Here is a 22,399-nt window from a genome sequence, read left to right as displayed (position 1 = left end):
GACAACCTGAAGTTCACGGTCGAACTCATCGCGCCCATTGCGATGGAAGACGGCCTGCGCTTCGCCATCCGCGAAGGCGGCCGCACCGTCGGCGCAGGCGTCGTCAGCAAAATCCTCGAGTGATCGCCGGATTATAACAGAAGCAAAAGGGCGCCCCGGTGGCGCCCTTTTCGTTTGTTGGGAACCTGTTGATGTTTGCGGGTTTCGGCCTGCGGACGATAGTGGTTGTGGGGCTGCCGTTGAAACGATCTTTGGCATTCGTGGATGACTTTCCTGAACCTCGGATGAGGGTGCTGACGCTGATGTCAGGTCGCGAAACGCTTAGGTGGCGTGATGTGGCGCGGCGCTGCCTTTCTCGGGCGATGCGACGTGGGTGTGTGGGCACCGCAGAAATCCAGACTTCACAAAGCAGGTGGGTGGTCGCGGCCTCCAAGCTGCGTCACTGGAAATACATGTGAAAACCGCTCTTGATCTCGGCCCGCGAGTGGCGTAACTCGTCGCGGCAATAGGGGTATAGCTCAGTTGGTAGAGCGACGGTCTCCAAAACCGTAGGTCCCGGGTTCGAACCCTGGTGCCCCTGCCATTTCCCGAAATAGCCAACGAGATGCGAATCGCCACAAGGCCGGTTCTGCGTGTCTGCGCGTGGCACTGATGTGACGCAGCGTCGTCAAGCTGGGCAAAAACCGGACGGATTAAGGTAAAATTGCGACTTGCCGCATTTTAGACAAATTTGGCCACAATTTAGCCAGAATCGTGCCGTATCACGGTTGCAATCGGTTGTGCGTCCGGGGGGATGGCGACCGGGAAGCGTGGGGGCGCTGACATAGGATTACGTGCTGCCATGGCCCTCTCTCTCGATATGCAACGTCGCGAACAGCATCGTCTTGCCCTGCGTCCGGGTCTGCGTCTGGACCCCATGCTGGAGCAAGGCAAAACCATTCCCGAAGAAGAAACCGATGCGGTGATCCGCGCCGTGCTGACCGAAAATACCGGCACGCAACGCGATGGCGCGACGCGCACGCATCTTTCAAGGCCCGAGGGGCGGCGCGCGCTGCCGGATCTGGCCACACAAGGAGAGATGCGTGAGCGCGCCCCGCGCCGTGCATTGGTCCGCGAGGCCGAAGAGGCACGGCGGACGCGTCAGGTTGCGCCCCCGGTTGACCACCCTGCGGCACCTGCACAGGATCAGAACGGCATCCACGGCGTCGGGTATGACGCGCCTGCCGCGCAGCAGGGCGAGGATACCACCAAGCAAAGAGACATTCGCAAATGGATGCGGGTCGCGGTGCTGGGCGTGGTCGCGCTGATTGTCGTCTTGCGTCCCCTTACTGTCCTGTTGGCCGTCCTGACGGTTTTCTGGGTGGCGGTGATCGGGATCATCGCACTGGGCCGTGGAAATGTCGGTGATGGTTTCGGCGTTCTGTATCGCGGGCTCAGACGACGTGACGGAGACCGGGCAGAACGGTTCAGGATGCGCCTGGACCGTCTGGCCGAGCGTTGGGACGGCGTGCTTGACCGGATACCCGGCACATGGGCGGACTGCCTCGCGCTTCCGGATTTCAGCGAGGCTGCTCTCGATCCCGATATGGCCTTTGACGGACCAGATCCTTTCGACCGGCTGGAGCGTGATCCACAGAGCTGACGCGTCGCGGAGTGACAGGGCATGTCATCTGGGGCCGGTCCGGTATGGATCGGCCCTTGAAATGCGTGTCCTGCCCGAGTATGTGCGGCGCAGACAAACAGGAAGAGACGTGATCGCAGATGGCCCGAACCAATCCTCTCCAGTTCATACAGCAGGTCCGCTCGGAGGTGGCCAAGGTCGTGTGGCCGACACGGCGCGAAGTGTTGCTGACCACAGTGATGGTGTTCATCATGGCAACGCTGACCGCCATTTTCTTTGCGCTTGTCGATCTGGGCATCCGTAGCGGGCTTCAGGCGGTGTTGAACATCTTCGGCTGATTGTGCCGAAATGGGCAGGTGCCCTTGAAACCGCGAAGATTGCCGGGTAATCGGGCTGGCATTCCCAACACTGGTGTGCGGCGATTCGAGGCGCGCGCCGATTTTGTGTTGCAAGAAGCGCGGGGCACGACGTAAGCCCCGGCAGAAGTGAAATCAGCCCCGGCTTTGCTGCCTGGGCATCCGAGGAAGTTGATCGACGATGGCAAAGCGGTGGTATTCGGTAAGCGTGCTCTCGAATTTCGAGAAGAAGATTGCCGAGCAGATCCGGCAATCAGTCGCTGAACAGGGGCTTGAGGACGAGATCGACGAGGTTCTTGTTCCGACCGAGGAAGTCATCGAGGTGCGCCGCGGCAAGAAAGTGACCGCCGAGCGCCGCTTCATGCCCGGTTACGTTCTGGTGCATATGGAGATGTCGGATCAGGGCTATCACCTGATCAACTCGATCAATCGGGTCACCGGCTTTCTTGGCCCTCAGGGCCGCCCCATGCCGATGCGCGATGCCGAAGTGAACACCATCCTGAACCGTGTTCAGGAAGGCGAGGACGCGCCACGCACGCTCATCAGTTTCGAGGTGGGCGAAAAGGTGAAAGTCAACGACGGCCCGTTCGAGGATTTCGACGGCATGGTCGAAGAAGTGGACGACGACAACCAGCGCCTCAAGGTGACGGTGTCGATCTTTGGCCGGGAAACACCGGTCGAGTTGGAATTCACGCAGGTCACAAAGCAGGCCTGATGTGGGCGGTGCGCCAAAACGGCGCATCCGACGGCGGCAAGGGCGTCGATCATTTGTGGGAGGCGAGGGCACGCGTGCCCGGACCAGACCACGCTAAACCAAGAGGGCGCGACGCGTTGCGTCTTCGTAGGGTGCGCATTCATTGCGTGCCGATGACAAAAGGAGAAGGCCAATGGCCAAGAAACTCGCAGGTAAGATGAAGCTGCAAGTGCCCGCCGGTCAGGCGAACCCGTCGCCGCCCGTCGGTCCCGCGTTGGGTCAGCGCGGCATCAACATCATGGAATTCTGCAAGGCGTTCAACGCCAAGACGCAGGAAATGGAGCCCGGTGCGCCGTGCCCGACCGTGATCACCTATTATCAGGACAAGTCCTTTGAAATGGACATCAAGACGCCGCCGGCGTCTTATTACCTGAAAAAGGCCGCGAAGCTTAAGTCGGGATCGAAAACGCCCGGCCGTGATTCCATCGCCACCGTCACGCCCAAGCAGCTCCGCGAGATCGCGGAAGCGAAGTGGAAAGATTTGAACGCAAACGACGTCGAAGCCGCGATGAAAATCATCCAGGGCTCTGCACGCTCCATGGGCATCGAGGTGAAGTAATATGGCAAAGCTTGGAAAACGCACGCGCGCGGCGCGCGAGGCCTTTGAAGGCAAGGACAACCTGACGATCGAAGAGGCCGTCAGCCTGATCAAGAACAACGCCAATGCCAACTTCGATGAGACGATCGAAATCGCGATGAACCTTGGTGTTGATCCCCGTCACGCGGACCAGATGGTGCGCGGCGTGGTCGGTCTTCCCAACGGGACAGGCAAAGACGTTCGCGTTGCGGTTTTCGCACGTGGCGCGAAGGCCGACGAAGCCAAGGAAGCCGGAGCCGATATCGTTGGCGCCGAGGACCTGATGGAAACGGTGCAGGGCGGCGAGATCAATTTCGACCGTTGCATCGCGACACCCGACATGATGCCGGTTGTCGGTCGTCTGGGTAAGGTTCTTGGCCCGCGCAACCTGATGCCGAACCCGAAGGTGGGCACGGTAACGATGGACGTTGCCGAAGCGGTCAAGGGTGCCAAGGGCGGCGAAGTGCAGTTCAAGGCCGAGAAGGCCGGTGTGGTACATGCCGGTGTTGGCAAAGCGTCCTTCACCGAGGACAAGCTGGTCGAGAACGTGCGCGCCTTCGTCAATGCCGTGGCCAAGGCGAAGCCCGCCGGCGCCAAGGGCACCTATATGAAGAAGATCGCACTCAGCTCGACCATGGGCCCTGGTGTGTCAGTCGACGTGGCGACCGCCGCGACCGAGTGACGCTTCGAATGAGTGTCTGAAAACGCACCGCCAGCCGAAAGGCTGGCGGTGTTTTTGATTCGGGCGGCGTTCGCTCAGGCGGATTTGGTCCAGGCGAATTTCTGAAACGGTTCGTCCACAGGTGTTTCCGCGATGTGGTTTGTATAGTTGGACAACACCTTTTGGCCATAGCCCAGCACGACCTCAAGCACCTGTCGCTGAGTAAATCCAGCTTCATAGAAGGCGTTGAGGGCCGCCTTGTCGAGCTTTCCGCGTTCGCGGACCACTGCCAGAGTGAAATCACGTAGCGCCTCAAGCCGGTCATTGGGCAGCGGCGTTTCGTTGCGAAGGGCCTCGATGATGCTGTCATCGACGCCCATGTTTTTGGCGATGCCGGTATGGGCCGGAACGCAATAGTGGCATTCGTTTTCGACATTGATGGTCTGCCAGACGACCGTCTTTTCGTCATTGTCGAAGCTTGAATTCACGAAGAGTTCGTGCAGCTTCTGATAGCCCTCAAGAAGGCCCGGAGCCTCGGCCATCACGGCGTGCAGGCTGGGGATCATCCCGAAATTGGCTTGTGAGCTTTCGAGAAGCGGTTTGCTGTCTTCGGGAGCGGAGGATTCGTCATGAAGGGTGAAATCGGTCATTCTGCGTCCTTTCGGTCAGTTGGATGGCCGCACGTCGCTGGCGACCGGTCATAGGTCCGAGATAGGCACGCGGAGCAGGAGAGAAAACCGTTCTATTGAGTGATCACTCAATCGTGACTTGGAGGTGCCTGGTGGTATATCCAGATATGAGACATGAACCAGGATGAGTTCCGTCGGATGACCCGCGCGCGCCCCTATGACCGAGATGCGGCCCTTGAGGCAGCGATGGGTCTGTTTTGGCGCAATGGGTATCATGCGACGTCCCTCAAGGATCTCGAAGCGGCGCTGTCCATGAAGCCGGGCAGCATCTATGCCGCGTTCACAAGCAAGGAAGCGCTCTTTCTTCTGGCGCTTGAGCGGTATTTCGAACGTGGCCGCGATGCGTTCCGCACCAAAATGGCGCATGCTGTGTCTCCGCTTGACGCCTTGGCCGGCCATCTGCGCGATTTGGCTTCGGAAGATTTCTCGGATGCGGGCCAGTGTGCTTGCATGCTTGTCAAGACGCTGCTCAATGCCGCGCCTGAGGATGTGGTGATCCGTGGGGCGGCGCAGGATTATCTGGATGCGCTGCGCGAGGACATGGCAGACGTCTTTGAGCGCGCGATAATGCGGAATGAACTGCCGCGCGGAACCGATACAGCGCGTCTGGCCCGGCTGTATCAGGCGGATGTCATACAGTTGCGAATCGAGGCGCAGCGCGGCGTTGCGGGCGCGGAACTGGCTGCGCTGGCCGAGGATATGTCGCAAAGACTGATCGGGTTGCGCGCCGATGTCTTTACCGCCTAAGATCACTCTGATCGACCGTATGGCACCCCTGCGGCCGCGCCGTACCGGCTGTTTTTGTCAGGTTGATGAATTACCCCTTCACATTCGCCGCAAAAGCCACTAGATGCAGCATCCGTCAGGCGGCTGCGCATGCGTGGCCGTTTGACGATTCGTCCAAGACGGTGGGTGCCCGGGATTTGCCGGTGCTTAATACCCTGCCTGAGACGGGAAACGACAAGATTGGCCGAGGCTTGACCTCGGGCGGTTTGGCGAAGCCCCGTAATCGGACTAGATTGCCGGACGATCTCGTTCGGTAGAACTGAGCCGGGGGGCAACCCCCAAATTTGGAGTGAAACTGTGGATAGAGCCCAGAAAGAGAAAGTGGTCGACGAACTCGGCCAAATCTTCGAAAGCTCTGGCGTCGTTGTGGTTGCACACTACGAAGGCCTGACAGTTGCCGAGATGCAGGATCTTCGTGCCCGCGCCCGCGAGGCCGAAGCATCCGTACGCGTCGCCAAGAACAGGCTCGCCAAGATCGCCCTTGACGGAAAGCCTTGCGAAAGCATTGCTGACTTTCTTTCGGGCATGACCGTTCTGACCTTTTCGGAAGACCCCGTGGCAGCAGCCAAGGTCGCCGAAGGTTTCGCCAAGGACAACAAGAAGTTTGAAATCCTTGGCGGGGCTATGGGTGAGACCGCTCTGGACCGTTCCGGTGTCGAAGCCGTGTCGAAAATGCCCTCGCGTGATGAGCTTATCTCTCAGATCGCAAGCTGCATCGGCGCACCCGCTTCGAACATCGCCGGTGCAATTGGCGCCCCTGCTTCGAACATCGCGAGCATCCTCTCGACCATCGAAGAGAAGGCGGAAGCCGCCTGAGGCAATTGACATGACCTGCGTGGGGTAAGCCCCTGACGTTGGAACACAACCTGAAAACGGAAAGAGCTGATAAAATGGCTGATCTGAAAAAACTTGCTGAAGAGATCGTTGGTCTGACGCTTCTCGAGGCACAAGAACTCAAAACCATCCTCAAAGACGAATACGACATCGAGCCCGCCGCAGGCGGCGCGGTCATGATGGCGGGCCCCGCAGGCGACGCCGGTGGCGAGGCTGCTGAAGAGCAGACCGAATTCGACGTCATCCTGAAAGCCGCTGGCGCTTCCAAGATCAACGTCATCAAAGAGGTCCGCGCGATCACCGGTCTTGGCCTGAAAGAAGCCAAGGAACTGGTCGAAGCCGGTGGCAAAGCCGTCAAGGAGCAAGTCTCCAAAGACGAAGCCGAGGACATCAAAGGCAAGCTGGAAGCAGCTGGCGCCGAAGTGGAACTCAAGTAATCCACGAGGGGGAAACCCCGCTGATAATGTCAGGCTGAGTCCGGTTTTCCGGGCTCAGCCGAACCTGTCTCAGAGAGGCCCCCGCACGAGGGGGCTTCTCTCGGACGAGGTTCCAGGATCGGGAGGCGCGTGGTGGGACACGCGCCGGGAATAGATCGGAACCCGTCGTCTCTAGGGGTGCGGTGCCGGAGCCCGACGGTGCCCGCGCCCGGTGAGAAATGAAAGGTGACCAGACACATGGCTCAGACCTACCTTGGCCAGAAACGTTTGCGTAAATATTTCGGCAAAATCCGTGAAGTTCTCGAGATGCCGAACCTCATCGAGGTGCAAAAATCCTCGTACGACCTCTTCCTGGATTCCGGTGATCAGGACACGCCGCAGGACGGTGAAGGCATCAAGGGTGTCTTCCAATCGGTGTTTCCGATTTCCGATTTCAACGAAACGTCGGTCATCGAGTTCGTGAACTACGAACTTGAGAAGCCGAAATACGACGTTGAGGAATGCATGCAGCGCGACATGACCTATGCCGCGCCGCTGAAAGTCACCTTGCGTCTGATCGTGTTCGATCTTGATGATGACACCGGTGCCAAATCGGTTAAAGACATCAAGGAACAAGACGTATTCATGGGCGACATGCCCCTGATGACACCGAACGGCACATTCGTGGTAAACGGCACCGAGCGCGTGATCGTGAGCCAGATGCACCGCTCGCCCGGCGTGTTTTTCGACCATGACAAGGGCAAGACCCATGCCAGCGGCAAGCTTCTCTTTGCCTGCCGGATCATCCCCTATCGCGGGTCGTGGCTCGATTTCGAATTCGATGCCAAGGATATTGTTTTTGCCCGGATCGACCGTCGGCGCAAACTGCCTGTGACCACTCTGCTTTATGCACTGGGCCTCGATCAGGAAGGCATCATGGATGCCTACTATGACACAATCGAGTTCAAGCTGAAGAAGAACAAGGGCTGGGTCACCAAATTCTTCCCCGAGCGGGTGCGCGGCACGCGGCCGACCTATGATCTGGTCGATGCCAAGACCGGCGAAGTTATCGCCGAGGCCGGCAAGAAAGTGACGCCCCGCGCGGTCAAGAAATTGATCGACGAAGGTTCTGTCTCCGAATTGCTGGTCCCGTTCGAAAATATCGTCGGCAAGTTCGCAGCCAAGGACATCATCAACGAGGAAACCGGCGCGATCTATATCGAAGCCGGTGGCGAACTGACGCTTGAGCGTGACAAGGACGGCAATATCACCGGTGGCACGCTTCAGGATCTGTTGGATGCGGGCATCACCGACATTCCGGTTCTTGACATCGACAACATCAATGTCGGTCCCTACATGCGCAACACGATGGCGATGGACAAGAACATGAACCGGGAAACCGCACTCATGGACATCTATCGTGTCATGCGCCCCGGCGAGCCGCCCACCGAAGAAGCGGCCTCGGCCCTGTTCGATACGCTTTTCTTTGACAGCGAACGCTATGACCTGAGCGCGGTGGGCCGCGTGAAGATGAACATGCGCCTTGCCCTTGAGAAGCCGGACACACAGCGCACGCTGGACCGCGAAGATATCGTTGCCTGTGTCAAGGCGCTGGTCGATCTGCGCGACGGCAAGGGTGATATCGACGACATCGACCACCTTGGTAACCGCCGGGTGCGTTCGGTTGGCGAGCTGATGGAGAACCAGTATCGCGTGGGTCTCCTGCGGATGGAACGCGCGATCAAGGAGCGGATGAGCAGCGTCGAAATCGACACGGTGATGCCGCAAGACCTGATCAACGCCAAACCCGCGGCTGCCGCGGTGCGCGAGTTCTTCGGCTCATCGCAGCTCAGCCAGTTCATGGACCAGACCAACCCGCTCTCCGAGGTCACGCACAAGCGCCGCCTTTCGGCGCTTGGGCCGGGCGGGCTCACACGCGAACGTGCGGGCTTTGAGGTGCGCGACGTTCACGCCACCCACTATGGCCGGATGTGCCCGATCGAGACGCCGGAAGGCCCGAACATCGGTCTGATCAACTCGCTCGCCACTTTTGCGCGCGTCAACAAGTACGGCTTTATCGAAACCCCCTACCGCAAGGTCGTGGACGGGCAGGTGACGGATGACGTGGAATACATGTCCGCCACCGAGGAACAGCGCCATGTCGTGGCGCAGGCGAACGCCAATCTCGATGACGAAGGTCGCTTCGTGAACGAGATGGTCAATACCCGTCAGTCGGGTGAGTACACGCTCTCGCCGATCGAGGGTGTCGACCTGATCGACGTGAGCCCCAAACAGCTCGTGTCGGTCGCGGCCTCGCTTATTCCGTTCCTTGAGAATGACGACGCCAACCGCGCGCTCATGGGGTCGAACATGATGCGGCAGGCTCTGCCGCTTCTGCAGGCCGAAGCACCCTTGGTTGGGACCGGCATCGAGGGCGTCGTCGCCCGCGACTCCGGTGCCGCGATCATGGCGAAACGGGCAGGTGTCATCGATCAGGTCGATGCGCAGCGTATCGTTGTGCGCGCCACCGAGGACCTTCAACCGGGCGATCCGGGCGTTGACATCTATCGCCTGCGCAAGTTCCAGCGGTCAAACCAGAACTCCTGCATCAACCAGAAGCCTCTGGTGAAGGTGGGCGACACCGTGCTCAAAGGCGAAGTCGTGGCCGATGGCCCGGCAACGGACATGGGCGAACTGGCCGTGGGCCGGAACGTGGTCGTGGCCTTCATGCCGTGGAACGGCTACAACTTCGAAGACTCGATCCTCATCTCCGAGCGCATGGCGCGTGACGATGTGTTCACGAGCGTTCATATCGAAGAATTCGAAGTGGCCGCCCGTGACACCAAGCTTGGGCCGGAAGAAATCACCCGCGACATTCCCAACGTGGGCGAGGAGGCGCTTCGCAACCTCGACGAGGCAGGCATCGTCTATATCGGCGCCGACGTGGAGCCGGGCGATATCCTCGTGGGCAAGATCACCCCCAAGGGCGAAAGCCCGATGACGCCGGAAGAAAAGCTTCTGCGCGCCATCTTCGGTGAAAAGGCCTCGGATGTGCGCGACACCTCACTGCGCGTCAAGCCGGGGGATTTCGGCACGGTCGTCGAGGTCCGCGTGTTCAACCGCCACGGCGTTGAGAAAGACGAGCGTGCGCTTCAGATCGAGCGTGAAGAGGTCGAGCGTCTGGCCCGTGACCGGGACGACGAGTTGGCGATCCTCGAGCGCAATATCTATGCACGTCTCAAGTCGATGATCCTTGGCAAGGTGGCTGTGAAAGGCCCTAAAGGCGTCAAGGCGAACTCGGAGATCACCGAGGAACTGCTTGAGACGCTGTCGAAGGGTCAATGGTGGCAGCTTGCCCTCAAGGATGAGAGCGACGCACAGATCGTCGAGGCCCTGAACGAGCAATACGAGGCGCAAAAGCGCGCCCTTGATGCCCGTTTCGAGGACAAGGTCGAGAAAGTGCGCCGTGGCGACGACCTGCCGCCGGGTGTGATGAAGATGGTCAAGGTCTTTATTGCGGTGAAGCGCAAGCTTCAGCCGGGCGACAAGATGGCTGGGCGTCACGGTAACAAGGGTGTGGTCTCGAAGGTCGTGCCGATGGAGGACATGCCGTTCCTCGCGGATGGCACGCCGGTGGATATCTGCCTCAACCCGTTGGGTGTTCCCAGCCGGATGAACGTGGGTCAGATTCTGGAAACCCATATGGGTTGGGCCGCACGCGGCTTTGGTGTGCAGATCGACGAGGCGCTTCAGGACTATCGTCGTTCCGGTGATCTGACACCGGTTCGCGAGGCGATGAAGCTGGCCTATGGCGACGATGTCTATGACGAGGGCATCGCGGGCATGGAAGAGCCGCAGCTGGTCGAAGCGGCAGGCAACGTCACACGCGGTGTGCCGATCGCCACGCCGGTTTTTGACGGTGCGAAAGAGGCGGATGTGAACGACGCGCTGTCGCGTGCCGGTTTCGAAACCTCGGGTCAGTCGGTGCTCTTTGATGGGCGCACGGGTGAGCAGTTCTCGCGGCCGGTGACGGTCGGTGTGAAGTATTTGCTCAAGCTGCACCATCTTGTCGACGACAAGATCCACGCGCGCTCGACCGGGCCCTACAGCCTTGTGACCCAGCAGCCGCTGGGTGGTAAGGCGCAGTTCGGTGGTCAGCGGTTCGGGGAAATGGAGGTCTGGGCGCTCGAAGCGTACGGTGCCGCCTATACCCTGCAGGAAATGCTGACCGTGAAGTCGGATGACGTGGCCGGCCGGACCAAGGTCTATGAGTCGATCGTCAAGGGCGAGGACAATTTCGAAGCCGGCGTGCCGGAATCGTTCAACGTGCTCGTCAAGGAGGTCCGGGGTCTGGGCCTCAACATGGAACTCCTGGATGCGGAGGAGGATGAGTGACGATGCGCCCATCGGGCACATCCCACATAAGGTGCGCAGTCATTGCGCACCGCCTCTTCCCCGCACCCTCCCTTATTGAGGAATTCAAATGAACCAGGAACTCACAAACAACCCGTTCAACCCGAACGCGCCCGCGCAGGTCTTTGACGAAATCCGCGTGAGCCTTGCCAGCCCCGAGCGCATTCTCAGCTGGTCCTACGGTGAGATCAAGAAGCCCGAGACCATCAACTACCGCACGTTCAAGCCCGAGCGTGACGGTCTTTTCTGTGCGCGTATCTTTGGCCCGATCAAGGATTACGAATGCCTGTGCGGCAAATACAAGCGCATGAAATACCGCGGCGTCGTCTGCGAGAAGTGCGGCGTCGAGGTGACGCTGCAAAAGGTCCGCCGCGAGCGTATGGGCCATATCGAACTGGCTGCTCCTTGCGCGCATATCTGGTTTCTGAAGTCGCTGCCGAGCCGTATCGGCCTCATGCTGGACATGACGCTGCGCGATCTTGAGCGTGTGCTCTATTTCGAGAACTACGTCGTGACCGAACCGGGGCTGACCGACCTCACCTATGGTCAGATGCTGACCGAAGAAGAGTTCATGGACGCGCAGGATGCCTATGGCATGGATGCCTTCACCGCCAATATCGGCGCCGAAGCAATTCGTGACATGCTTGCGCAGATTGACCTTGAGGTCGAGGCCGAGAACCTTCGGGCAGATCTGGCCGAAGCCACGGGTGAGCTGAAGCCGAAGAAGATCATCAAACGTCTCAAGGTCGTGGAATCGTTTCTTGAATCCGGCAACCGCCCGGAATGGATGGTGATGACGGTGATCCCGGTCATTCCGCCCGAACTGCGCCCACTGGTGCCGCTCGATGGTGGCCGGTTCGCAACGTCGGACCTCAACGATCTTTATCGCCGGGTGATCAACCGTAACAACCGCCTCAAGCGCCTCATAGAGCTGCGTGCGCCCGACATCATCGTGCGCAACGAAAAGCGGATGTTGCAGGAATCGGTCGATGCGCTCTTTGACAACGGTCGTCGTGGCCGGGTCATCACCGGGGCCAACAAGCGCCCGCTCAAGTCGCTTTCCGACATGCTCAAGGGCAAGCAGGGCCGCTTCCGTCAGAACCTTCTGGGCAAGCGGGTCGATTTCTCGGGCCGTTCGGTCATCGTGACGGGCCCCGAGCTCAAGCTGCATCAATGCGGCCTGCCCAAGAAGATGGCGCTCGAACTGTTCAAGCCGTTCATCTATTCGCGGCTCGAGGCCAAGGGCCTGAGCAGCACCGTGAAACAGGCCAAGAAACTGGTCGAGAAAGAGCGCCCCGAGGTATGGGATATCCTTGACGAGGTGATCCGCGAACATCCGGTCATGCTTAACCGTGCTCCGACGCTGCACCGTCTTGGCATTCAGGCGTTTGAACCCACGCTGATCGAAGGCAAGGCCATTCAGCTTCACCCGCTCGTCTGTTCGGCATTCAACGCCGACTTTGACGGTGACCAGATGGCCGTCCACGTGCCGCTGAGCCTTGAGGCACAGCTTGAAGCGCGGGTTCTGATGATGTCGACGAACAACGTTCTGTCGCCTGCCAACGGTGCGCCGATCATCGTGCCGTCCCAGGACATGATCCTTGGCCTTTACTATGCCTCGCTTGAGCGCGCGGGTATGAAGGGCGAGGGCATGGCCTTTTCCTCGATCGACGAGGTGCAGCACGCGCTTGATTCGGGCGAGGTGCATCTGCACGCCAAAGTCACCGCGCGCATTCCGCAGATCGATGAGGAAGGCAATGAGGTGTTCAGCCGTGTGGAGACGACACCGGGCCGGGTTCGGCTGGGGTCGCTTCTTCCCAAGAACGCCAAGGCGCCTTTCAACCTTGTCAACCGTCTGTTGCGCAAGAAGGAAGTGCAGCAGGTGATTGATACGGTCTATCGCTACTGTGGTCAGAAAGAGAGCGTCATCTTCTGTGATCAGATCATGACCATGGGCTTCCGCGAAGCGTTCAAGGCCGGGATTTCCTTTGGCAAGGACGACATGGTCATCCCCGAAGACAAGTGGGGAATCGTGAACGAGACGCGCGAGCAGGTGAAAGGTTTTGAGCAGCAATACATGGACGGCCTGATCACCCAGGGTGAGAAGTACAACAAGGTCGTGGATGCGTGGTCGAAATGTAACGACCAGGTCACCGAGGCCATGATGGGCACCATTTCGGCGGGCAAGACCGACGAAAACGGTGCCGAGCTTGAGCCCAACAGCGTCTACATGATGGCCCACTCGGGTGCCCGTGGCTCGGTCACTCAGATGAAACAGCTGGGCGGTATGCGCGGCCTGATGGCCAAGCCGAACGGCGACATCATCGAGACGCCGATCATCTCGAACTTCAAGGAAGGTCTGACCGTTCTTGAATACTTCAACTCGACCCACGGGGCGCGGAAAGGTCTGTCGGACACCGCCCTTAAGACCGCCAACTCGGGGTATCTGACCCGTCGTCTGGTGGACGTGGCGCAGGACTGTATCGTGCGCGATCATGACTGTGGCACTGACCGCGCGATCACTGCCGAAGCGGCGGTGAATGACGGTGAGGTCGTGGCAACTCTGGGCGAGCGTATTCTGGGCCGTGTCACGGCCGAGGATATCATGAAGCCGGGCACAACCGAGGTGATCATTGCCGAAGGGCAGTTGATCGACGAGCGGATGGCCGATGCGGTCGAAGAGGCGGCGGTACAATCCGCGCGCATCCGGTCGCCATTGACCTGTGAGGCCGATGACGGTGTTTGCGCGATGTGCTACGGGCGCGACCTTGCCCGCGGCACCATGGTGAATACCGGCGAGGCCGTTGGCATCATTGCCGCGCAATCGATTGGTGAGCCGGGCACGCAGCTGACGATGCGGACCTTCCACATCGGCGGCGTCGCGCAGGGCGGTCAGCAGTCGTTCCTTGAGGCGAGCCAAGAAGGCACGATTGCATTCGAGGATGAATCGCTGCTTGAGAACTCACGTGGCGAAATGCTCGTGATGGGGCGTAACATGAAGCTCAAGATCATGGGCGAAGGCGATCGCGAATTGGCCAGCCACAAGATTGGCTACGGGTCTCGCCTGCATGTGGTCCAAGGGCAGAAAGTGGCCCGCGGCGACAAGCTTTTCGAGTGGGATCCCTACACGCTTCCGATCATCGCCGAGAAATCGGGGACCGCGAAGTTCGTCGACCTTGTGACAGGTGTGGCTGTGCGTGACGAAACCGACGATGCGACGGGCATGACCCAGAAGATCGTCATGGACTGGCGTGCGGCACCCAAAGGCAATGAACTCAAACCCGAGATCATTGTCGTCGGTGAGGATGGCGAACCCGTGCGCAACGAAGCGGGCAACCCCGTCAAGTATCCGATGTCGGTGGATGCGATCCTGTCGATCGAGGAAGGTGACGAGATCAAGGCCGGTGACGTGGTCGCGCGTATTCCGCGTGAAGGCGCCAAGACCAAGGACATCACCGGTGGTCTGCCGCGTGTGGCCGAACTCTTTGAGGCGCGGCGTCCGAAGGATCACGCCATCATTGCCGAAATCGACGGGTATGTCCGGTATGGGCGCGACTACAAGAACAAGCGCCGCATCAGCATCGAGCCCGTGGATGAGACCATGGAAACGGTCGAATACATGGTGCCGAAGGGCAAGCACATCCCGGTTCAGGAAGGCGACTATGTCCAGAAGGGTGATTACATCATGGACGGCAATCCCGCGCCGCATGATATTCTTGCCATCATGGGCGTCGAGGCGCTGGCTGATTACATGATCGACGAGGTGCAGGATGTTTACCGTCTCCAAGGCGTTAAGATCAACGACAAGCACATCGAAGTGGTCGTCCGCCAGATGCTTCAGAAGTGGGAGATTCAGGACAGTGGTGAAACCACGCTTCTGAAGGGTGAGCATGTCGACAAGCAAGAGTTCGACATGGCCAATGAGAAGGCAATTGCCAAAGGGGGCCGCGCGGCCCAAGGCGAGCCGATCCTGCTTGGTATCACCAAGGCGTCGCTGCAAACCCGCAGCTTCATCTCGGCGGCGTCCTTCCAGGAGACGACACGTGTTCTCACCGAGGCTTCGGTGCAGGGCAAGCGTGACAAGCTTGTGGGTCTCAAGGAGAACGTCATCGTTGGCCGCCTCATCCCGGCGGGCACCGGCGGCGCCACGCAGGACATGCGCCACATTGCGCAAAGCCGCGACAACGTGGTGATCGAGGCACGCCGTGAAGAGGCTGAGGCCGCTGCGGCACTCGCCGCACCGTCCGAGGACGATGTGGTTGGTGGCGACGAGTTCGACACCTTGGTGGAAACACCGGAGAGCCGCGAAGAGTAATCCTCTCAGCCCAAGAGAGACAGCAAAAGGCCCCGCCCGAAAGGCGGGGCCTTTTTCGTATTGCACCGCAAGAGGATTGCCATGACAGATAGGCGGCAAGAAGGGCGGTGGACATGAAACTTTCCGATAATCTGACAGGTGCGATCTTCATGATGGTGTCGATGGCTGCCTTCACCATCAACGATATGTTCATGAAAATCATGTCCGGCTCGGTGCCGCTTATTCAGCTTATCTTCGTGCGCGGCGTCCTGACGACGCTGGCGGTGTCCCTTCTGGCGTGGCGGATGGGCGCATTTCGGGGGCGGATCGCCGGAGGTGATCGGGTTCTGGTGGCGATCCGCACGGGGGCCGAGATTTGTGCCACCTATTTTTTCCTGACCGCGCTAACCCATATGCCGCTGGCCAACGTGACCGCGATTCTTCAGGCGCTGCCACTGGCTATTGCGGTTGCTGCCGCGCTCTTTCTGGGGGAGGGGTTCGGATGGCGCCGGCTGGTGGCGATCCTCGTGGGGTTCGCGGGTGTTATGCTGATCGTGCGACCGGGGGCCGAGGGGTTCAATGTCTTCTCGCTTTACGGTTTGACTGCGGTCGGGTTTGTCACGATCCGTGATCTGAGCACACGCAGACTCTCGCGGGATACATCATCGATGCTGGTGACATGGGTGACGGCGGTGTCGATCACGCTTGTCTACGGTCTGGCGTCGATCACGGTGGACTGGGCGCCGNTCGCGGGATACATCATCGATGCTGGTGACATGGGTGACGGCGGTGTCGATCACGCTTGTCTACGGTCTGGCGTCGATCACGGTGGACTGGGCGCCGATGACATGGACCAACTCGGGGCTTTTGCTTCTGGCCTCGGGGTCGATCATCGGCGGTTATCTCTTTTCGATCATGGTGATGCGCGTCGGGGAAATATCGTTTGTGGCACCGTTTCGGTATACCGGCCTGATCTGGGCCCTTGTTCTGGGCTGGCTTGCCTTCGGAGAGTGGCCCAGCACCATAACCCTGATTGGCGCGGCCATTGTGGCGGGGAGCGGCATTTTCACCATTATCCGTGAGGCACGAGAGGGGCGGAGAACGCCGACGCAATTTGGTCCGCGGATACGTTGAACCGCTCTTTTATAAGCGTCACCTGCGTGTCCGTGGCAGGTTCAAGACCCTTGGGCTGAAACTTGGCGCCGGAATCGTTGTCATCATGTTTGGCGCGCAGATACATGGGCGGAGTTGGCTGAATCATCATGGGCATCGAGTGGTGAAGCTTGTGGTGGCCGAAATTCATCACCGTCTTGTCATCGCCCGCAGGAAAGAGCACCGCCAGACCGCAAGATAGGAACCCGCCGAATTCGGGCCGCACGCGCAGCCCCTCTTGCGAGAGGTTAACCGAGAATCCGTTGTTGAATTCAAAGGCCATGCGCGGGCTTTCCTTGCGGAAACGCCCTGTTCGGCGCGCAGCAAAAAGCGCCTTTTGAACGAAATCCACGCCGATGGCGTCATCGTCATCAAGCCTGAACTGCATCGACTCCTCGTCATGCCCCTCAAGCTCTTTCTGAATGGCGAGTTGCAAGGCCAGCCGATGCTTAAGGGGGGGCGTCGGCACGATCTTGATCTGCGGCACCGGGGCCGTCACATCGTGCAGCCGGTCAAGCCACTTCTTTGGCATCCGTTCGCCTATGACGATCAGAAGGGTGAAATCCGGATTGGTCTGAGCCGCGACCGAGGGGAGCGTGAGCGCCTCGAAGTGCCGAAAGCGCAACTCCATCCGGGTATCATGATAAAGATATGCTTCCCGCTCCTCGAGAGTGTCGTGCATGCGCCGAAAGCCACCATGGGCGGGATAGGAGAAGCGGCAAATTCCGATCACGCGCATTGCGAAAATCCTTGGAAATAAAGTCTAACTTGTTTCGCTTGGAGACAGCGGCGAACAGCAAATGGCGCGCCACGTCCGGGCCTTTTGCCTCGCGTCTGGAAACCCCGTCTCGGAGGGCCTGCCCGGAACAATTCAGGAGGCATGAACGGCCCGCACCTGCGCCTCTTCTATGTTGAAAACACGTTTGAAATGTTCGGCATCCTCGGACGAGATACGAGGAAGCCGCACCGGCCTGATACCGTCTTTCTGCCGTGAGTCGTTGAAATCATTATGCCCACGTATGAACATATCCTCGCCTGTGACGCTAAGCACCGGCATGATGCGTGACAGCTTGGCATGGCTGAAATTCATGATCCCGCGCGAGGCATGGGGCGATACGGCGATGGCAAGGGCAGGGGTCCAGAGGGTCTCGACACAGGGCTTGGCGCGAAGGCCCTTCGCATCGACCCGGGCGATAAAGCCCTGATTGAAGTCGATGCCCGTGTAACGGTTGTTCCGAATAACCCCGCGCAGATCCAGCGCAACCTCGCGCAGGCGTTCGACAAAGCGAACCGAGACGGCGTCGTCGTCATCCATACGGAATTGAAGGCTGGGGGTGTCGCGGTCTTCGCGCAGGTCGTTGATCACCTCTTTCATGACCGATCTGTGCCGGCCCGGCGGGCGCGCAATGATGACAGCTTGCGGAATGTCGGCAAGCAAGTCCTCGAGGCGCGCTCGAAGCGGTGTCGGAAAGGAGGTTCCGATCACGATTCCGAAGATGAAATCCGGATCCGTCTGGGCACGTAAAGGGGGCAGGGTAAGCGCCTCAAAGGTGCGAAATCGCTCCTCCATACGAACGGGATCGTATAGAAATGCCTCGCGCTCCTCGACTGTCTCATGCTCGACCTGAAACCCGCCGAGCGCAGGATAGGAAAAGCGGCAGAGCCCGATCACCTGCATATCGCGACTGTTCATGGGCCTCACTGCTTTACCGGCTTGGTGTTTCGTGACAGCATCGCATTGCGCGGACCGTGAAAGCAAGTCTCAGCAGGCCCTGTTGACAACCTTTCCGACTCCCCCTATACGCGCCACATCACGGCTCGGGGGGTCGCCCCCGGCGTCGAAATCTATATTCAAGTGGACAAGATCCGGGCATCTTTACCGCCCCGATCCTCTGGGAACCCACCGCGTCGTTCACCTCGGAATGGGAACGATTGCGGTATTTGCGCTTTGCGGACGCGTAAGGTGTGAGCCAATGAACCGCACGGGGTTGCTCGTGCACACATATGTGTTGAGAGACGGGAAAGAGACCGGAATGCCAACGATCCAACAGCTGATCCGCAAGCCGCGGCAGCCCAAAGTCAAGCGCTCGAAGTCGATGCACCTCGAGCAATGTCCTCAGAAGCGCGGCGTCTGCACGCGCGTCTATACCACCACGCCGAAGAAGCCGAACTCGGCCATGCGGAAGGTTGCCAAGGTGCGCCTGACGAATGGCTACGAGGTGATCAGCTATATCCCCGGTGAGAGCCACAACCTTCAGGAACACTCGGTGGTTCTGATCCGTGGCGGTCGTGTCAAAGACCTTCCCGGTGTGCGTTACCACATTCTGCGCGGTGTTCTGGATACCCAGGGCGTCAAGGATCGGAAGCAGCGCCGTTCGAAATACGGCGCCAAGCGTCCCAAGTAAGAGGAATTCGAGATGTCTCGTCGTCACGCCGCGGAAAAGCGCGAAATCCTGCCCGATGCCAAGTTCGGCGATCGGGTGCTGAGCAAGTTCATGAACAACCTTATGATCGACGGCAAGAAGTCGGTCGCGGAAACGATCGTCTACAACGCGCTGGATCGCGTTGAAGGCAAGATCAAACGCGCCCCTGTCGAAGTGTTCCATGAAGCTCTCGACAATATCAAACCGTCGGTCGAGGTTCGCTCGCGCCGTGTTGGTGGTGCCACGTATCAGGTTCCGGTTGAAGTTCGTCCCGAACGCCGCGAAGCCCTTGCGATCCGGTGGCTGATCAACGCCAGCCGTGCCCGCAACGAGAACACGATGGAAGAGCGGCTCGCAGGCGAGCTTCTCGACGCGGTTCAGTTGCGCGGTTCTGCCGTGAAGAAACGCGAAGACACTCACAAGATGGCCGAAGCCAACAAGGCATTCAGCCACTACCGCTGGTAACCCGGAGAGACTTAGACCCATGGCACGCGATTATCCGCTCGAACGCTACCGCAACTTCGGTATCATGGCGCATATCGACGCAGGCAAGACCACCTGCTCGGAGCGCATCCTGTTTTACACCGGCAAATCCCACAACATCGGTGAGGTGCACGATGGTGCGGCCACCATGGACTGGATGGAGCAGGAGCAGGAGCGCGGCATCACCATCACCAGTGCCGCGACGACGACATTCTGGCAGTGGCAGGAAGACCCCTCCAAGGACGGCACGTCGGACACCAAGTTCCGTATGAACATCATCGACACGCCCGGCCACGTCGACTTCACCATCGAAGTCGAGCGTTCGCTTGCCGTGCTTGACGGTGCCGTCGCCGTTCTCGACGCCAACGCAGGTGTAGAGCCGCAAACCGAAACCGTCTGGCGTCAGGCTGACCGGTACAAGGTTCCGCGCATTGTCTTCGTCAACAAGATGGACAAGATCGGCGCCGACTTCTTCAACTGTGTCAAGATGATCAAGGATCGCACCGGCGCCACGCCGGCACCGATCCAGATCCCGATCGGCGCAGAGAACGAGCTGGAAGGCATGGTCGATCTGGTGACCATGGAAGAGTGGACCTGGAAAGGTGAGGATCTGGGCGCGTCCTGGACCCGTCAGCCGATCCGTGACGAGCTGAAAGATCTCGCCGACGAGTGGCGCGCCAATCTCATCGAGAACGCCGTCGAAATGGATGACGACGCGATGGAGGCTTATCTCGAAGGCGAAGAGCCCGACGTGCCGACCCTGCGCGAGCTTATCCGCAAGGGCACGCTCTCGCTGAGCTTCGTGCCTGTTCTGTGTGGGTCCGCGTTCAAGAACAAGGGTGTGCAACCGCTCCTGAACGCCGTGATCGATTATCTGCCCAGCCCGCTGGACGTGGTCGATTACATGGGCTTCCGCCCCGATGACGAGACCGAGACGCGCAACATTCCGCGCCGCGCAGACGATTCCATGCCGTTCTCGGGCCTTGCGTTCAAGATCATGAACGACCCGTTCGTCGGCTCGCTGACCTTCACGCGCATCTACTCGGGCATTCTTCGCAAGGGCGATACGATTCAGAACGCGACCAAGGGCAAGAAAGAGCGCATCGGTCGCATGATGATGATGCACTCGATTCAGCGCGAGGAAATCGAGGAAGCCTTCGCCGGCGACATCATCGCGTTGGCTGGTCTGAAGGATACGACAACGGGCGACACGCTCAGCGATCCGAAAGATCTCGTCGTGCTCGAAACCATGACCTTCCCGACGCCGGTGATCGAGATCGCGGTCGAACCCAAGACCAAGAACGACCAGGAGAAAATGTCTCAGGGCCTTGCGCGCCTCGCGGCAGAGGACCCGTCGTTCCGTGTTGAAACCGATCTCGAGAGCGGCCAGACCATCATGAAGGGCATGGGCGAGCTTCATCTCGACATCCTGGTTGACCGCCTCAAGCGTGAATTCAAGGTCGAGGCCAATATCGGCGCGCCTCAGGTCGCCTATCGCGAGACGATCGGCCACGAGATCGAGCATACCTACACCCACAAGAAACAGTCGGGTGGGTCAGGTCAGTTCGCCGAGGTCAAGATGATCATTTCGCCCACCGAGGCCGGAGAAGGATATTCCTTCGAAAGCCGCATCGTCGGTGGCTCGGTTCCGAAGGAATACATTCCGGGCGTCGAGAAAGGCATCGAAAGTGTCATGGACAGCGGCCCGCTTGCCGGCTTCCCTGTGATCGACTTCAAGGTCGCGTTGATCGACGGTAAATTCCACGATGTGGACTCGTCTGTCATGGCGTTCGAGATCGCGGGCCGTATGTGCATGCGCGAAGGTCTTCGCAAGGCCGGGGCCAAGCTGCTCGAACCGATTATGAAGGTCGAGGTGATCACGCCTGAGGAATATACCGGCAATATCATCGGCGATCTCACGTCGCGCCGTGGTCAGGTGTCAGGTCAGGAGCCGCGCGGCAACGCGATCGCGATCAACGCGAACGTGCCGCTGGCCAACATGTTCGGTTACATCAACACGCTTCGCTCCATGTCTTCGGGACGTGCCCAGTTCACGATGCAATTCTCGCATTATGATCCGGTCCCGCAGAACATCTCGGAAGAGATTCAGGCGAAATACGCATAAACGCGGTGGGCAAATTGCCCACCCTACCACCCCCGTAGGGTGGGCGATCCGCCCACCATCGCGAAAATCAAGGAGGCCATCATGGCAAAGGAAAAGTTTGACCGTTCTAAACCGCACGTGAACATCGGGACGGTTGGTCACGTTGACCACGGCAAGACGACGCTGACGGCGGCGATCACGAAGTATTTTGGTGATTTCCGTGCATATGACCAGATTGACGGCGCGCCCGAGGAAAAGGCGCGCGGGATCACCATCTCGACCGCCCACGTGGAATACGAGACCGAGGCGCGCCACTATGCACATGTGGATTGCCCCGGCCACGCCGACTACGTCAAGAACATGATCACCGGTGCGGCGCAGATGGACGGCGCGATCCTGGTTGTGAACGCGGCCGACGGCCCGATGCCCCAGACCCGTGAGCACATCCTGCTGGCCCGCCAGGTTGGCGTGCCCGCGCTCGTTGTGTTCATGAACAAGGTCGATCAGGTCGATGACGAGGAGCTGCTCGAGCTGGTCGAGATGGAAATCCGCGAGCTTCTGAGCTCGTATGACTTCCCCGGCGACGACATTCCGATTGTTGCGGGCTCGGCTCTGGCGGCGATGAACGGCGACAATCCCGAGATCGGCGAAGAGAAGATCCGTGAGCTGATGGCGGCGGTCGACGACTATATCCCGACGCCCGAGCGTGCCGTGGATCAGCCCTTCCTGATGCCGATCGAGGACGTGTTCTCGATTTCCGGCCGCGGCACGGTTGTGACCGGCCGTGTCGAGCGTGGCGTTGTGAACGTGGGCGACGAGCTTGAAATCGTCGGCAT

At 59.5% G+C, this 22,399-nt stretch carries 18 protein-coding genes, 1 tRNA gene and 1 pseudogene; 17 read left to right on the top strand and 3 right to left on the bottom strand.

From position 1 onward, the window contains the following. The 7 genes and pseudogenes from tuf to rplA form a co-directional block, all read left to right on the top strand. Positions 1 to 123: pseudogene (gene tuf, locus V8359_RS19110) on the top strand (elongation factor Tu); the annotation flags it as partial. Between the two features lie 384 nt (positions 124 to 507). Next, positions 508 to 583, top strand: a tRNA-Trp gene (locus V8359_RS19105). Positions 584 to 841: 258 nt separating this feature from the next. Next, on the top strand, positions 842 to 1,642 hold the full coding sequence (locus V8359_RS19100) for a hypothetical protein (RefSeq protein WP_336430736.1): 801 nt from the start codon (positions 842 to 844) through the stop codon (positions 1,640 to 1,642). Between the two features lie 119 nt (positions 1,643 to 1,761). Continuing rightward, positions 1,762 to 1,959 carry a preprotein translocase subunit SecE gene (secE, locus tag V8359_RS19095; RefSeq protein ID WP_336430735.1) on the top strand — a complete coding sequence of 66 codons (198 nt, stop codon included), beginning with the start codon at positions 1,762 to 1,764 and terminating at the stop codon, positions 1,957 to 1,959. 199 nt (positions 1,960 to 2,158) lie between these two features. Continuing rightward, positions 2,159 to 2,692 (top strand): transcription termination/antitermination protein NusG, encoded by a 534-nt coding sequence (gene nusG / locus V8359_RS19090; RefSeq protein ID WP_336430734.1) that lies wholly within the window; start codon positions 2,159 to 2,161, stop codon positions 2,690 to 2,692. A 172-nt stretch (positions 2,693 to 2,864) separates the two neighbouring features. Beyond that, positions 2,865 to 3,290, top strand: a complete 426-nt coding sequence (rplK, locus tag V8359_RS19085) for a 50S ribosomal protein L11 (protein WP_336430732.1) — start codon at positions 2,865 to 2,867, stop codon at positions 3,288 to 3,290. 1 nt (position 3,291) lies between these two features. Then, a complete protein-coding gene (gene rplA / locus V8359_RS19080) occupies positions 3,292 to 3,990 on the top strand; it encodes a 50S ribosomal protein L1 (protein WP_336430731.1) in 699 nt (232 codons plus the stop codon). 74 nt (positions 3,991 to 4,064) lie between these two features. On the opposite strand, the gene V8359_RS19075 is transcribed toward rplA, so the two are convergent. Continuing rightward, the gene (locus V8359_RS19075; RefSeq protein ID WP_336430730.1) at positions 4,065 to 4,619 is read right to left on the bottom strand and encodes a carboxymuconolactone decarboxylase family protein; all 555 of its coding nucleotides are present in this window, start codon (positions 4,617 to 4,619) and stop codon (positions 4,065 to 4,067) included. 153 nt (positions 4,620 to 4,772) lie between these two features. Between V8359_RS19075 and V8359_RS19070 the strand changes: the two genes are divergently transcribed. From V8359_RS19070 to V8359_RS19045, 6 genes are all read left to right on the top strand, one after another. Continuing rightward, complete coding sequence (locus tag V8359_RS19070) at positions 4,773 to 5,405, top strand: TetR/AcrR family transcriptional regulator (RefSeq protein ID WP_336430729.1); 633 nt, start codon at positions 4,773 to 4,775, stop codon at positions 5,403 to 5,405. Between the two features lie 336 nt (positions 5,406 to 5,741). Continuing rightward, a complete protein-coding gene (gene rplJ, locus V8359_RS19065) occupies positions 5,742 to 6,260 on the top strand; it encodes a 50S ribosomal protein L10 (protein WP_336430728.1) in 519 nt (172 codons plus the stop codon). Positions 6,261 to 6,334: 74 nt separating this feature from the next. After that, the gene (gene rplL, locus V8359_RS19060) at positions 6,335 to 6,715 is read left to right on the top strand and encodes a 50S ribosomal protein L7/L12 (protein WP_336430727.1); all 381 of its coding nucleotides are present in this window, start codon (positions 6,335 to 6,337) and stop codon (positions 6,713 to 6,715) included. 237 nt (positions 6,716 to 6,952) lie between these two features. Then, on the top strand, positions 6,953 to 11,089 hold the full coding sequence (rpoB, locus tag V8359_RS19055; protein ID WP_336430725.1) for a DNA-directed RNA polymerase subunit beta: 4,137 nt from the start codon (positions 6,953 to 6,955) through the stop codon (positions 11,087 to 11,089). 88 nt (positions 11,090 to 11,177) lie between these two features. Further along, the gene (rpoC, locus tag V8359_RS19050; protein WP_336430724.1) at positions 11,178 to 15,422 is read left to right on the top strand and encodes a DNA-directed RNA polymerase subunit beta'; all 4,245 of its coding nucleotides are present in this window, start codon (positions 11,178 to 11,180) and stop codon (positions 15,420 to 15,422) included. 113 nt (positions 15,423 to 15,535) lie between these two features. After that, on the top strand, positions 15,536 to 16,483 hold the full coding sequence (locus tag V8359_RS19045; RefSeq protein ID WP_336430723.1) for a DMT family transporter: 948 nt from the start codon (positions 15,536 to 15,538) through the stop codon (positions 16,481 to 16,483). Here V8359_RS19045 and V8359_RS19040 read toward each other — a convergent pair. Together V8359_RS19040 and V8359_RS19035 are read right to left on the bottom strand one after the other, a co-directional pair. Next, the gene (locus V8359_RS19040) at positions 16,474 to 17,292 is read right to left on the bottom strand and encodes a glycosyltransferase (protein ID WP_336430722.1); all 819 of its coding nucleotides are present in this window, start codon (positions 17,290 to 17,292) and stop codon (positions 16,474 to 16,476) included. The genes V8359_RS19045 and V8359_RS19040 overlap by 10 nt on opposite strands. 132 nt (positions 17,293 to 17,424) lie before the next feature. Beyond that, the gene (locus V8359_RS19035) at positions 17,425 to 18,246 is read right to left on the bottom strand and encodes a putative rhamnosyl transferase (RefSeq protein ID WP_336430720.1); all 822 of its coding nucleotides are present in this window, start codon (positions 18,244 to 18,246) and stop codon (positions 17,425 to 17,427) included. Positions 18,247 to 18,586: 340 nt separating this feature from the next. Between V8359_RS19035 and rpsL the strand changes: the two genes are divergently transcribed. From rpsL to V8359_RS19015, 4 genes are all read left to right on the top strand, one after another. Further along, a complete protein-coding gene (gene rpsL, locus V8359_RS19030) occupies positions 18,587 to 18,958 on the top strand; it encodes a 30S ribosomal protein S12 (RefSeq protein WP_005980675.1) in 372 nt (123 codons plus the stop codon). 12 nt (positions 18,959 to 18,970) lie between these two features. Next, the gene (rpsG, locus tag V8359_RS19025) at positions 18,971 to 19,441 is read left to right on the top strand and encodes a 30S ribosomal protein S7 (protein WP_336430713.1); all 471 of its coding nucleotides are present in this window, start codon (positions 18,971 to 18,973) and stop codon (positions 19,439 to 19,441) included. Between the two features lie 19 nt (positions 19,442 to 19,460). Beyond that, on the top strand, positions 19,461 to 21,584 hold the full coding sequence (gene fusA / locus V8359_RS19020) for an elongation factor G (RefSeq protein WP_336430712.1): 2,124 nt from the start codon (positions 19,461 to 19,463) through the stop codon (positions 21,582 to 21,584). Between the two features lie 81 nt (positions 21,585 to 21,665). Next, the coding region (locus V8359_RS19015) for an elongation factor Tu (protein WP_336430710.1) at positions 21,666 to 22,399 on the top strand (734 nt) is incomplete at its 3' end.

The organism is Roseovarius sp. E0-M6 (assembly GCF_037083845.1).
Classification (GTDB): Bacteria; Pseudomonadota; Alphaproteobacteria; order Rhodobacterales; family Rhodobacteraceae; genus Roseovarius.
The sequence above is the reverse complement of the archived record's forward strand: the minus strand, read 5'-3'. Positions and strand labels throughout refer to the sequence as shown.